This is a genomic window from Burkholderia sp. Ac-20353, assembly GCF_017104785.1.
Lineage (GTDB): Bacteria > Pseudomonadota > Gammaproteobacteria > Burkholderiales > Burkholderiaceae > Burkholderia.
In genome coordinates, this window is the sequence record NZ_JAAGPL010000025.1 from 22,291 (window position 1) to 34,428 (window position 12,138).

The following is a 12,138-nucleotide window of genomic DNA, read 5'->3' on the forward strand; positions in this document are numbered from 1 at the left end:
GACATCTATCGGCATTTTTGGTTCAGTCGGCTCGCGAGTGCCCCGCTGTCGCTGTTCAATCCGCTGGCGACTATCCGGCAACCGGGGCTTGGGCACGCGGTCGCAGCGAGCGGGCGTGGCTCGCTTGGACCGACTCATTATCGGGTGAGTGTTGCGCCGGCAACGGAAGCGGATAGGGTGTGCACCATTTCCGCGAACGGCGCTCGTCCGAACGCGAGCTCGAGCACATGACTTGTCCACAGGACCAGTGCATCAGCATGGCGACCGCCGACGATCTGGATGCCGATGGGCAGGCGCGCCGCAGTCATGCCGGCATAGAGGCTCGCGGCGGGTAGCCCGAGCTGATTGCACCATGCCGTGAAATGAGGAAACAGCTCGTTGCTCGACGTCAGTTCGGCGAGCGGCATGGCGACGCGCGGATACACGGGGCAGATGAGGATGTCATGTTGCTCAAAAAAGGCATTGACCGCGGCCCCCAGGTCACCTCGTTCGATCAGCGCGCCCAGCAAGGCCTCACGTGATACCTCGTCTCCTGCCTGAGCATATGCCTGCAGCGATGGATCGAGCTCGTCCCATCCGTTTGGCAGGCCCGACGCGAGTTGCCGGCAGAATGCGCGCCAGAGGGTGGCGTGGACGGCATTGCATCGGGCGATATCTGGCGGGTCGGCAACGTCAACCCGGGCGCCCAGTTCGCGGAAGGTTGCAGCGGCGCGAATCACAGCGTCGTGAATTTCCGACTCGACGGGGACCTGCAATCCGAGCGTCGGGCTGCAGGCAATGCGGATGCCGTCGGGAACCGGTTGGCATTGCAATCCGCGCGCATAGTCGCCGCCGTCGAACGGCAGGGCATACCAATCACGGCTGTCCGGGCGGCTGATGATCGTGAGGAGACGGGCTGCGTCGTCGACACAGCGTGTCATGGGCCCGGCATGACTGAGCAACCCGAATGGGCCGCGGGGCGCATGCGGGACGCGCCCGAAGCTGGGTTTGAATCCGAAGGTTCCCGTGAATGCGGCAGGGATGCGAATGGATCCACCGCCGTCGGTCCCGATGGCCGCTGGGCCCATCCCGAGCGCCACTGCAGCCGCGGCGCCACCGCTGCTTCCGCCGGGCGTGCGCGTGAGATCCCACGGATTTCGCGTGGTGCCGGTGAGCGGGCTGTCGGTGACGATTTTGTGCGCGAAGTCCGGCAGAGTGGTCTTGGCAAAGCAGATTGCGCCTGCTTCACGCAATCTGGCCACGCAAGGACTGTCTCGCTGGGCCGCTTCGTGCGTCGTGGCGCGGGAGCCGTGCCGTGTTGGCACCCCAGCGATGGAAACATTGTCCTTGATGCTGATCGGCACGCCGTCGAGCGGGCTGAGCGGCAGACCACGCTGCCATCGGGCTTCCGATGCACGTGCCATATCAAGTGCCGTGTCGGCAATATGGCAGAACGCGTTGACCGCGGGGTCGAACAACTGAATGCGCTCGAGTACGCCGTGCATGACGTCGACCGGCGACGCGCTGCCGGCTTCGTAGAGTGTGCTGAGTTCGCGTGCCGTCAGCTCGCAGAAATTGTCGATCATGTCACCTCCAGTTAATTATAATAAATTGAAGGTAGGCGTGATTGTGGCTCATGTCAAGCGGGAGGTTGATCGCAGAGATCACCGAAATTACGGGTAAACGCGACGCTAATCCGTGTTGACAGGCGATTCCTGTAATAATAAATTGATGATAATTAATAGATGCGGTAGTGCCGGCATCGAAGGAGGATGATCTGCCGCGCGCAGGCAAGGTCGAACGTTTCGTGGCGGTGGAACGGCGAGCGGCCGGTACTAGCGGTTGTGGCTACCGTTTCGCGTGGGCTGCGTCTGAAGCGCGTGCGATACAGTGGTCACGGATAACGACGCCGCGCGGAGGCAAACGATGAGATGTTCGGGAAGCCGAGCTTCGAGAGTGTCACTCTTTAGCGAGTGCTTCAGCACCGGCGATGAGTGCTCTCTTCTTTTCCTTGCTGAGTCGGCCAGCGATGGCAAGCAGGCTGGCGAGCAGATCGTCTTCCTCATAGAGGAAACTTGTAGGGACAAGCAGTGCGCGGGCGAGACGCTGACTGGTCTGAACTGTCGGCGAATGTTTGCCCTTTTCGTACTGGTTGACTCGGGCGCTGGCGGAAAATTCGTCGATTCCTGCCTGGATACCAAGTTGTTCTTGGGTGAGGCCCGAGCGCAAACGCGCCTGCTTTAGGCGCTGGGAAAACACGGAGGGTATCGTGGTATCGCTGGGCATTCCCGAAGTTTCCGGGAATCGTCTGCCATTGTTGCTAAGTAACTCTTAGTCTGTATGCTAAAAGTTACTTGATCTTTGTCGGCGTGGCGGGGGTTTGCGCTAATGCTTCAGCGCTTTTGAGAAGGGCTTTCCTTTTTTCTCGGGGCAACTTTGCTGCCGTAGCGAGAAGATTCGCAAGAAGGTCGTCGTCTTCGTAAAGGAAGCTGGTCGGAACGTGCAGTGCTCTGGCGAGTCGCTGTCCCATCTGCAACTTGGGCGTATGCTTCCCCTGTTCGTATTGGTTGACACGCGCGCTGGCTGAGAATTCATCGATTCCTGCCTCGATTCCGAGTTGTTCTTGGGTTAGGCCCGAGCGCAGGCGAGCCTGTTTCAGGCGCTTAGGGAAAATAGAGGATGTCGATGTGTTCCGACGCATCCTAGGAGGTTCTTCGTTTTTTTTGGACTTTTTACTAAGTATCTCTTAGTCTAAAGGCTAAGGGATACTTAGTTTGATGTGGGTGGTGACGTGGCTTGTGAATCCGATATGGCGACTGCCCGGCGGCTTTTCGAGTTGGATAGGGTTGGTATGGTGGATACGGAAAGAGGGACTTGTAGCGATGACGACAATCTTCAATATTCTCGGTTATGTGAGCATTCTGGTGCTGGTGGCGCTCGGACTCGCGGTCATATTCGGCATGATGGACATCGTGAATCTCGCGCATGCCGAATGGGTCACGATCGGCGCCTATACGTTAGCGATCGCGCAGTCGGTAGGCGGCCCGCAGGCGTTCTGGTTCGCGTTGTTCGTCGCGCCTGCGGTCGGCGCGATACTAGGATGGTGCCTGGAACGTCTTGTCATCCGGTTGCTCTATGAAAGACCCCTCGATACGCTGCTTGCGACCTACGCGGTCAGCCTGATCGTCCAAAAGGCTCTGGAGCTTGTGTTCGGCACGCAGCCGATGCTTGTGTATGCACCAATCAACGGGGCGCTTGCCGTACCCGGCGGCAGCTATCCGATGTATCGACTGTTCGTGATTGGCGTGGCGTTCACCGTGACCGCGGGATGCTGGCTGATTTTCGCCCGTACGCGCTTTGGCACGCAACTGCGCGCAGTCATTCAACACCCCGCAATGGCTGAGGCAGTCGGCATCGATACACGGCGCCTGAACCGAATGGCCTTTTGTGGCGGCGCAGCGCTTGCCTCGCTGGCAGGCGTGCTAGTTGCCCCAATGGTCTCCGTGGAATCTCATCTCGGCGTTGCCTATCTAGCCAAGGCATTTTTCGTGATCGTCCTGGGCGGCATCGGCTCGATCGTTGGCAGCCTGCTCGGTAGTGCGTTCGTCGGCACGGCGGAAACGCTGCTCAGCTACCGTGTCGATCCTTCGCTTGCCTCAGCCATGGTGTTGATCCTGTCCATCGTTCTGATCCGTTTCAGGCCGCAAGGTCTTGTTCCCGGATTCAGCGCTGCCCATCAACTTCTTGGTAAAGGCTAAGTCATGTTCCGACGCTATCTCGCTCAAATGCGCCTCATGCTATCCCAGCCCGCGCTCAGCCACGACGATTTTTCGCCGATCTCGACGTGGGTCGCGATTGCCGTGGCGGCATTGATCCTTCCGCTTTGCTTGGGAGCGTATCCGCTCTCGACAGTACGCGATGCGCTGATCATGGGGCTGCTCGGGCTCAGCTACGACTTGCTGTGGGGCAGAGCGGGTGTCCTCACGCTGGGGCACACCACGTTCTTTGGCCTGGGTGCCTACGGTTTCGCGGTCGCCACGACGCAATTCGGGCAGACGCCAGCCATCGGGCTGGTTGTCGGACTGATATGTGCGGCGTCGGTCGCGGCGGTGTTAGGGTACTTCCTGCTTTTTGCGGGCGTCAGGCTGCACTTCTTCGCGATTATCAGCATGGCGATCCTGATCATTGCGCAGCAACTGGCGACAAGCTGGCAGTCGGTAACAGGGGGCGACACCGGCATGTTGGGTATCCCGGGTTTGTCGTTCGGTCTTGCCGGCTACACGCTCGATCTGAGCGGTACAAGGGAATCCTGGTACGCCGTGACGACGGTTCTCCTGTTGATCCTGTTCATCACGTGGCTCGCCTGCCGCAGCCGATACGGCAAGATCCTCTCCGCGATCGCGACCAACGAATGGCGTGCGCAAGCCTGCGGGTACTACACGTCGTGGCACTTGTTGCGCGTGTTCGTAGCATCGGCAGGGATAGCTGCCATCGCGGGAGCGCTGATGGCTGCCTGCTCGGGTGTCGTGGCGCCAGACGTGTTCTCGCCTGTGCTGGCCACCGAGGTCATTCTCTGGGTCGCCGTCGGTGGCCGGGGCACGCTTGGCGGCCCCGTGCTCGCAGCCGTTGCGCTGACGCTGCTGAAACAGTCCGTCTCGAGTTTCAGTACCGAGTGGTGGCCCCTGATGCTTGCAGCGCTATTCCTCGGTTGCGTCTTGTTCCTGCCGAACGGTGTGCGCATTCGCGGTATGGCCGCACACGTTCACCGGTTCGTTCGCATGTGCACGGCGCGGGTGACCTTGCACCGCACGCGCCATGCAGAAGGGGGGCGATGATGAACGAGCCGCTCATGAAGGGTATTCGGCTGCGACGCGCATTTGGCGGTATCCATGCGGTCGACGATGTCGACGTGACGATCGGGCCGCGCGACCTGCTCTGTGTGATCGGGCCAAACGGTGCTGGCAAGAGCACGTTGGTTGGCTTGCTGTCGGGCGCAATCCGGCCGGGGGCAGGGGAATTGTATTTTGCCGGCGAGCGGATGACTGGCCGGCCGATGCATCAGTTCTGCCGGCGCGGCGTGTTGCGCAAATTTCAGGGAACCAACACATTCCTCGCGATGAGCGTGCGGGACAACCTTGTCGTGGCGGGGCTGGGGGTGGCGCCTTACCGGGCCTCACCGATGCCAGACCCTGAAGCGATCCTCGACGAAATCGGGCTGTCGTCCCAAGCGGATTTGCGAGCCATGAATTTGCCGCACGGCGAACGGCAGTGGCTCGAAATCGGCATGGCGATGATGTGCCAGCCCGCGTTGCTGCTGCTGGACGAACCGGCCGCAGGCCTGTCGGCCAACGACACCCAGCGGCTGGTGCGTCTCATTCGACGGCTGCGTGAGCGCTGCGCCGTGCTGGCCATCGAGCACGACCTGAGCTTTGTGCAGGCGCTTCAATGCGAGACCTGGGTCATGCATCGCGGGCAGATCGTGCGGCAGGGTGCTTACGACGATATCGCGCGGGACGAGGAAATCCGGCGGATCTATCTGGGGCAGGGAGCGACGCATGCTGCAAATTGAGCAATTGTCCGGCGGCTATGGCGATGTGGACGTGCTTCACCAGATCGAACTCGATGTGCTGCCCAACGAGGTCGTGGCGGTGCTGGGATGCAACGGTGCGGGCAAAACGACGTTGGTCAGGGCCATCATGGGCTTGCTGCCACGCGTAAGTGGTCAAGTACGCTTTCTCGGGCAGCCCGTCACCGGCCTGCGCACCCATCAGATCGCGCGCAGCGGCATCGGATTGGTTCCCCAGGGACGCTGGATTTTCCCGAAACTGACCGTGCGTGAGAATCTCATGATGGGCACGCAGGCGGCTGGCGGCGGCGCAATCCTGGAGGAAGTGTTCGAGTACTTTCCCGTGCTGAAGTCCCGTGTTGCCCAGCAGGGCGGCACGCTCTCGGGCGGCGAACAGCAGGTGCTGGCAATTGCGCGTGCCTTGTGCGGGCGACCGAAGCTGCTGCTGTTGGACGAGCCCTCCGACGGCGTGCAGCCGAATCTTGTCGAACTGATCGGTGAGGTCATTCCCACATTGTGCCGCCGATCGCAACTGGCCGTGCTGCTGGTCGAGCAGAACCTCAATCTCGTGCTGCGGAGTGCGCAGCGGTGCATCGTACTCAAGAATGGCCGACTCGTTCACGCAGGGGGCATCGAGCCTCGGCACGGCGAGATGGGTACACACCCGCTCGCCCAATACCTGTCGCCGGCCGGCGACGCTGCACCGAATTTCCACCTGGACGATCTCCGATGAAAACCACCCTGACCCGCCGTAATTTTTCTCGAACCATGTTATGGGGCGCTGCCAGCGCGCTGGCAGCGTCTGCCGTTCCGTCGCTCGTGCGTGCTGCGACGCCGATCAAAATTGGACTGCTCGCGCCGCTGAGCGGCCCGCTCACGCGGGTGGGTGAAACCAACCGCAATTGCGCGGCGCTGGCCGTCGACGAAATCAACGCAGCGGGCGGACTGCTGGGCCGGCCACTGGAACTGCACGTCGAAGATACGCAGATGTCGACGGCCGTGACGCTGCAGAAGGCGCAGCAGCTCTTCATGCGCGACGAGGTGGCGATGATCACCGGCATGGTGTTGCCGTCGGAGCGAGAAGCGGCGCTGCAGGCTGCGCGAGTCGCGGGCCGGCTCATCGTCTATCCAAATTTCGATGAGGGACGTTGCCATCCCCACCTTTTCACCACCGGTCTGGCCACCAACCAGCGGGTGGATGCGTTGGTCGCGTGGCTAATGCACGAGGGCGGGCGTAACGTCTGCGCCGTGGTATCGGATATCGGCAGCAACCGGAAGGTGCTCGTGCCCGAACTGCAAGCAGCCGTGACGCGCCACGGCGGGCGATTCCTCGGCGTGTACTGGCTGCCTTTCGGGACGCGCGACTATGGGGCGGTTCTTCAGCAGGTCGCCAGTCAGTCGCCGCAGGTTGTCTGGCACAGCATTGGCGATGATCCCGTGACGTTCGTCAAGCAGTACCGCTCGTTCGCGATGAAGCCGCAACTCGTGACCGATATCGCGCACGAGTCGCTGTCGATTGCAACCACGGGGGCGTCGACTGGCGTCATCGGCGTGTCCTCGTATTTCATGAGCATCGACAATCCTGAAAATCGGGATTTCCTCGCACGTTATACCGCACGTCACGCCGCTGCGCGGGATCCACGACTGGGGCCGTATGCCGTGGTGATGCCGCACGGCGAGAACACCTATGCGGGCATTCGCCTGTTCGCTCAGGCGGTCCGGATCGCGGGCAGCGTCGATGCCGACCGGGTCAAGGCGGCGCTGCCTCGCGTTTCGCTTGCCTTGCCGCGCGGGAAAACCGGCGTGGGCCAGGACGGCGGCCACGTGCAGTGTTTGACGCGCATCGGCCGGGCATCAGCGGACGACAGCTTTGCTCTTCTAGACTCGGTGGGACCCATCAAGCCGGTTTGTCAGGGATAGAGGTACGAGGGGGATTCTGAGAGAGTCGAAATTTTATCAATTTAATCAGGACTGCATATGGATGATGAAATATGGACGAGTGCCTGTCAGTTGACTATGGCATTCCAGCGTCGCGCGCTGTCGCCGGTCGAAGTCATGGCTGCCGTACTGGATCAGGTGACGCAGTTCAATCGACAGTTCAACTGTCTGTGCTGCGTCGACGAAGAGGGCGCGCTGGCGGCCGCACGTGAGTCGGAACAGCGCTGGAGGCGAAACGAGCCATGCGGTCTGCTGGACGGTGTACCGGTCTCGATCAAGGATCTGGTGGCCGTTCAGGGATTGCCGACGCGGCACGGCTCGCTGGCGTCTTTGGTTGGTCCGGAGCAGGACGATGCACCCGCGGTCGGGCGGTTGCGGCGTGCCGGTGCCCTCCTGTTCGGCAAGACCACGACATCGGAATTCGGCAACAAGATCGTGACGGACAGCCCGCTCACGGGCATTACCCGAAATCCGTGGGACAGGCGTGTCACGTCGGGCGGCAGCAGCGGTGGATCGGCGGTGGCCGTCGCGCTCGGCATGGGGCCGCTGTCGCTGGCAACGGACGGTGGTGGTTCAATCCGTATTCCAGCTTGCTGGAGCGGCGTGGTGGGCTTCAAGCCGTCGTTCGGGCTGGTGCCGTCGGGCGCCGAAGGGACCTGGCCGTCCCTGTCGACACTGGGACCGATTGCCCGCAACGTGAGCGATGCGGCGCTGATGCTCACCGTGATCGCGCGAGCGCGGCGCACGGCAGACTCTCTCACGTCCTGCCTTCGAGATTGGCGCGTCGGACTGGGCGACGGCGTTGCCGGGCTTCGTGTCGCGTACTGCCCGGCGCCGGCCGGCGTGCGGGTCGACCCCGCTATTGCCAACAGCGTCAGGCAGGCCGTCGGGTTGATTGAAACGCTGGGGGCGCACGTCGACGAGACGGAGGTAGAGCCGCTTAACGGCTATCTGAAGAGCCGCATGCATTCGATTCAATGGTCGGTGTTTTTTGCTCAGCGGATCCAACAACTAGACGAAGACGCACAAGCGCAACTCGATCCGGACGTGCTGGCGCTGGCGCAGAGCGGTGCACGGGAGACGACATCGACCTTCGTCGATGCGCTGCGGGCACGCCACGCATTGACCGTCGCGATGACCGAGTTCTTCGAGCATTACGACCTGCTGGTGACCCCCACCTTTCATTGCGGCCCGCCACCCGTGCCGGGCCTGCCAGAGGAACTGCGCGTCGCGCCACCGCTGACGTCCTGGTGCAATCAGACCGGTTTCCCGGCCGCGAGCGTGCCTTGCGGGTTACCGGGAGGAATGCCGACGGGGCTGCAGATCATTGGACCACATGGTGCCGACGCGCTGGTGCTGCGCGCAGCGCGCGCCTATGAATCGGCGAGAGGGCCGTTTCCGACGCCGGGGCGAGCAAAGGAGCGTCGGAGCGCCGAAGCGGAGTCGCAACCATGAGAGCACAGATTGAAAAGATCATCGTTCATCTCGTCGAACGCCATGCGGAACTCGGTGTGTCAGTCAAACCGTTGCACCGGCAGGTGGTCGCGGCGGCTGTCCTGAGACTTCACGACCTGCGGGACGGCGCCGCACTCGAGCCGCTCTACGACATCGGTGCGGAGATCGGAACGCTATTGACGGCACGTGCGAGATGGGCGTTGGACGTGATGCCGACGGTGATTCAGGGCTACGGCAAGGCAGCGATCGTGGGCACGGCCGTGCCGCTCGAGTGTGGCGCGGCGCTCCTGCATCCCCGGCTGGGCAAGGCAGTGCGTGCGGGCTTGCCTGGCGCGACGTCGATCATGCCGTCGGTTGCCAAGCGCGCGGCGCCCGGCGCGTGCGTCGACATTCCGCTGCATGGGACTGCGGACATGTGGAACTTTGATCTCTTCGACACGGTGTCGCTGACGGTCGCGGATTCGCCCGCGCCGGACGAGATCGTCGTGGCAATCGCGCTGGCGGAGCACGGACGACCTCTGGCGCGGGTGCGGCCGGATTAAGCGGTACCTGGCGTCGCTGTTGCAAAAGAACAATCACGAGAAGGAGACACTATGCAGAAAACGCTTCAGGGTACTGGAGGGAGGTTGACGTTGGCATTGGCAATAGGCATTGCCTCCGGGATGGCACACGCACAATCATCGGTATCGCTTTACGGGCTCGTGGATGCCTTTGTGGGCGAGTTGCATCCGGCCGGCGCGGCGGGCAATGCCTGGCAGGTCGGGTCGGGCGGCATGACGACATCCTATTGGGGAATGTCCGGCTCCGAGGATCTGGGCGGTGGTTTGAAGGCCGTGTTCACGCTGGAAAGTTTCTTTCGCGTGAACGGCGGTCAGGTCGGTTCCTTCAACGGGCAGTCGTTTTTCGGGCGCAATGCTTTCGTCGGTCTGAGTGGTCATTTTGGCGAGCTGACGCTCGGACGTAATACTGCCCCGCTGTTCGTGTCGACCCTGCTCTTCAATCCGTTCGGGAATTCCTTCGTTTTCTCGCCGATCGTCGTGCACAGTTACCTTGGCTCGGCCATGGGCGCCGCGTCGCTACAGAGTGACACGGCGATTGACGACTCGGTGCTGTACCAGACGCCGGAGGTAGGCGGTCTATCGGGAAGCCTGCTCTACAGCAATGCCGGCGTCGCCGGTCATGTGGGGCAGGCCAACTACAGCGCGAATGTCCTGTACTTCGCGGGCCCGTTTTCGGCGACGGCCGCCGTGCAGAGTCTGCATACGGCGTCCTTGTTTCTCAACGGGGCGACGACACAGACTGCCTGGTTGGTCGGCGGTGCGTATCGGTTCCGCGCGATCAAGCTATTTGCGCAGTACGAACGCGTGGACAACAATAATCATGTCACGGACGACACGGTTCAGGTCGGCATGAGTGTTCGAATGGGGCTCGGGAGCGTACTGGTGTCGTGGGCCGGAACGCAGCGACGCCCCTCGGCAGGAGATCATGTCCGTTGGTCGACAGCAGCGCTGGGCTATGACTACCCGCTTTCGAAGCGGGCCGATGTGTATGCGGCCTGGCGTTACGACACGATTACCCGTGTGTCCTCAGGCAACAGCGTGGGCGCCGGGATACGGATGAAGTTTTGAGCGGCAAACCGCCGTTCAGGCAGAAAGCGGCCGGGTTGGGCATCCGGCCGCGGCCGCGTAAGCCGTGATTGTTCCGTGTACGATGCGAAGCGATGCATTTCCGCGGGACTGCATGGATGCAATAATCGACCACAGATTCGCGTGTCACGGGCCGTGGACAACGGGTGATCCGGGTAAATTTCGCAGAACTGATTGCGTGACACATGCGCGATTCCAGATGGGAAGATGCGTTCGGCTTGACGTGAGGCTCGCGCTATCATGTCTGTTCGTCATCACGAACCCTTCATGGCCCATGGCTTTGCCGAGAGTCCGACGCGCCGGTCGCAAACCGCTTACGAAAGTCGAACTCCTGCCTTTATCGACCGAGAAAGTCCATGCGCTCTCGCTCGAAAATCACATGGCACTGGCAGTGGTGCGGGCCGGTCATGGGGGAGAAGCGCAGATCAGTTGTCTGTTGCGGGTGGTCTATCTCGCGTTTTACCTGCGCGGCGAGAGTGAGTTGGGAGAGGCGCTGGCGCTGTACCGGCGGGCCGAGGCCGCCTTGGAAGCGTGCATCGCACGGGCAGAGCACGGGGCCGCGTGGCTGTTGCTCGATCATGAGCGCTCCATGATCGAGCAGATTCTGGTCTTACACGACGAACAGTTGGCGGCCGTGCCGATGCACCGGTATTGCTCCGCGTGGGAACGCCTGCAGCGATTCATGGCCGGACAGATCCCGTCGCCCATTTCGCCGCTGTACGCGGCGGCGTGACATAAAGCCGCCTCCTGACTGTGAGAATCCCCTGAGATTAGCCTACCGCCTTTTCGGTGAGCCGTCCGTCGGCCACCGAAGGCGAGGTCGCGTAAGCGCGAGGGCGAGCCATTGACCGGGTGTGACGGGCCACGACCCTGCTGCCTGCGGGTTGTGCCGCGAGCTCACTCTGACCCGACGGGATGTCCCGTCGATAAGACGGGTTTGGCAACGCATCGTTTTCGCTGCTTGAATGCCTCTCAGTTCCGGCTACGTGTGTGCCGGGTATGGAGGGCGAGTCATGTCATGGAATGGTGACGGAGCGCTGACGATCCTGCGCCGACGGCAGGTCGAGCAGCGCACGGGCCTGTCGCGCTCGACGATCTACAAGCGCATGCGGGACGGAACCTTTCCGCCCGCGATTCCGCTCGGCGGGCGGATGGTCGGGTGGCGGGCGGCCGATATCGAACGGTTCTTGGCAAACCCCGCGCGTTATCGTGCTTCCCAGGCGCGCGAGCCGGAAATGCTGGGAGGCGGCGGTGAAGCGTAATGAGCGTCAGTGGTCGCTCGATGAGCGTCTTCGCAATTGGGGGCAGTCAAGCCGCGGTGCGTACGAACGCGTTGATGCCGAGTGCGTGACACGGGCGTGGCGAACGCTTGCGCCACGGTATCGGGAAATCTTGCGAATGGTTTTCCTGTGGCACGCGGGCAGGGAAGTGGTGTGCCGACGGCTGAAGATTCCTCGCCATCCCGGTCGCCTTTTCGATTTCGAACTTCATGCGGCACGTTCTGCGCTTGCTCGTACCCTTGAAGAAGACGAGCGTCAACGGTGACGTTCCCGT

At 62.1% G+C, this 12,138-nt stretch carries 13 protein-coding genes; 10 read left to right on the forward strand and 3 right to left on the reverse strand.

Translation table 11 applies throughout. The features are described from left to right. Positions 1 to 137 precede the first annotated feature (137 nt). The 3 genes from G3N94_RS11445 to G3N94_RS11455 all read right to left on the reverse strand — a co-directional run bounded on the left by G3N94_RS11445 (position 138) and on the right by G3N94_RS11455 (position 2,680). Positions 138 to 1,565, reverse strand: coding sequence for an amidase family protein (locus G3N94_RS11445; RefSeq protein WP_205792497.1), 1,428 nt, complete (start codon positions 1,563 to 1,565; stop codon positions 138 to 140). A gap of 373 nt (positions 1,566 to 1,938) precedes the next feature. Next, positions 1,939 to 2,265, reverse strand: a complete 327-nt coding sequence (locus G3N94_RS11450) for a helix-turn-helix transcriptional regulator (protein WP_205792498.1) — start codon at positions 2,263 to 2,265, stop codon at positions 1,939 to 1,941. Positions 2,266 to 2,329: 64 nt separating this feature from the next. Then, complete coding sequence (locus G3N94_RS11455; RefSeq protein WP_205792499.1) at positions 2,330 to 2,680, reverse strand: helix-turn-helix transcriptional regulator; 351 nt, start codon at positions 2,678 to 2,680, stop codon at positions 2,330 to 2,332. A gap of 181 nt (positions 2,681 to 2,861) precedes the next feature. Here G3N94_RS11455 and G3N94_RS11460 point away from each other — a divergent pair, with 181 nt between their 5' ends. The 10 genes from G3N94_RS11460 (at position 2,862) to G3N94_RS11505 (ending at position 11,846) form a co-directional block, all read left to right on the forward strand. Then, positions 2,862 to 3,737 carry a branched-chain amino acid ABC transporter permease gene (locus G3N94_RS11460; RefSeq protein WP_205792500.1) on the forward strand — a complete coding sequence of 292 codons (876 nt, stop codon included), beginning with the start codon at positions 2,862 to 2,864 and terminating at the stop codon, positions 3,735 to 3,737. A gap of 3 nt (positions 3,738 to 3,740) precedes the next feature. Then, positions 3,741 to 4,814: a branched-chain amino acid ABC transporter permease gene (locus G3N94_RS11465; protein WP_205792501.1), complete on the forward strand. Its 1,074-nt coding sequence runs from the start codon at positions 3,741 to 3,743 to the stop codon at positions 4,812 to 4,814. Further along, positions 4,814 to 5,548 (forward strand): ATP-binding cassette domain-containing protein, encoded by a 735-nt coding sequence (locus tag G3N94_RS11470; protein ID WP_205792532.1) that lies wholly within the window; start codon positions 4,814 to 4,816, stop codon positions 5,546 to 5,548. Before G3N94_RS11465 ends, G3N94_RS11470 begins: the two co-directional genes overlap by 1 nt. Continuing rightward, positions 5,535 to 6,278 (forward strand): ABC transporter ATP-binding protein, encoded by a 744-nt coding sequence (locus G3N94_RS11475; protein ID WP_205792502.1) that lies wholly within the window; start codon positions 5,535 to 5,537, stop codon positions 6,276 to 6,278. Before G3N94_RS11470 ends, G3N94_RS11475 begins: the two co-directional genes overlap by 14 nt. 8 nt (positions 6,279 to 6,286) lie before the next feature. Beyond that, a complete protein-coding gene (locus tag G3N94_RS11480) occupies positions 6,287 to 7,465 on the forward strand; it encodes an ABC transporter substrate-binding protein (RefSeq protein ID WP_205792533.1) in 1,179 nt (392 codons plus the stop codon). Between the two features lie 57 nt (positions 7,466 to 7,522). Then, entirely contained in the window at positions 7,523 to 8,938 is a 1,416-nt protein-coding gene (locus tag G3N94_RS11485; protein WP_205792503.1) for an amidase family protein, read from the forward strand. Further along, positions 8,935 to 9,480, forward strand: coding sequence for an amino acid synthesis family protein (locus G3N94_RS11490; RefSeq protein ID WP_205792504.1), 546 nt, complete (start codon positions 8,935 to 8,937; stop codon positions 9,478 to 9,480). The genes G3N94_RS11485 and G3N94_RS11490 overlap by 4 nt, the downstream gene beginning before the upstream one ends. Positions 9,481 to 9,531: 51 nt before the next feature. Further along, positions 9,532 to 10,566 carry a porin gene (locus G3N94_RS11495; protein ID WP_205792505.1) on the forward strand — a complete coding sequence of 345 codons (1,035 nt, stop codon included), beginning with the start codon at positions 9,532 to 9,534 and terminating at the stop codon, positions 10,564 to 10,566. Between the two features lie 292 nt (positions 10,567 to 10,858). Next, positions 10,859 to 11,317 carry a hypothetical protein gene (locus G3N94_RS11500; protein WP_205792506.1) on the forward strand — a complete coding sequence of 153 codons (459 nt, stop codon included), beginning with the start codon at positions 10,859 to 10,861 and terminating at the stop codon, positions 11,315 to 11,317. A 280-nt stretch (positions 11,318 to 11,597) separates the two neighbouring features. After that, complete coding sequence (locus tag G3N94_RS11505) at positions 11,598 to 11,846, forward strand: AlpA family transcriptional regulator (protein ID WP_205792507.1); 249 nt, start codon at positions 11,598 to 11,600, stop codon at positions 11,844 to 11,846. The last annotated feature ends 292 nt before the right edge of the window (positions 11,847 to 12,138 follow it).

Bases quoted from the DNA above. Each gene is read 5' to 3' on its own strand.
- G3N94_RS11450 (WP_205792498.1), bottom strand. From the start codon at position 2,265: ATGCCCAGCGATACCACGATACCCTCCGTGTTTTCCCAGCGCCTAAAG.
- G3N94_RS11465 (WP_205792501.1), top strand. From the start codon at position 3,741: ATGTTCCGACGCTATCTCGCTCAAATGCGCCTCATGCTATCCCAGCCC.
- G3N94_RS11455 (WP_205792499.1), bottom strand. From the start codon at position 2,680: ATGCGTCGGAACACATCGACATCCTCTATTTTCCCTAAGCGCCTGAAA.
- G3N94_RS11475 (WP_205792502.1), top strand. From the start codon at position 5,535: ATGCTGCAAATTGAGCAATTGTCCGGCGGCTATGGCGATGTGGACGTG.
- G3N94_RS11445 (WP_205792497.1), bottom strand. From the start codon at position 1,565: ATGATCGACAATTTCTGCGAGCTGACGGCACGCGAACTCAGCACACTC.
- G3N94_RS11470 (WP_205792532.1), top strand. From the start codon at position 4,814: ATGAACGAGCCGCTCATGAAGGGTATTCGGCTGCGACGCGCATTTGGC.
- G3N94_RS11460 (WP_205792500.1), top strand. From the start codon at position 2,862: ATGACGACAATCTTCAATATTCTCGGTTATGTGAGCATTCTGGTGCTG.
- G3N94_RS11485 (WP_205792503.1), top strand. From the start codon at position 7,523: ATGGATGATGAAATATGGACGAGTGCCTGTCAGTTGACTATGGCATTC.
- G3N94_RS11490 (WP_205792504.1), top strand. From the start codon at position 8,935: ATGAGAGCACAGATTGAAAAGATCATCGTTCATCTCGTCGAACGCCAT.
- G3N94_RS11495 (WP_205792505.1), top strand. From the start codon at position 9,532: ATGCAGAAAACGCTTCAGGGTACTGGAGGGAGGTTGACGTTGGCATTG.
- G3N94_RS11505 (WP_205792507.1), top strand. From the start codon at position 11,598: ATGTCATGGAATGGTGACGGAGCGCTGACGATCCTGCGCCGACGGCAG.
- G3N94_RS11500 (WP_205792506.1), top strand. From the start codon at position 10,859: ATGGCTTTGCCGAGAGTCCGACGCGCCGGTCGCAAACCGCTTACGAAA.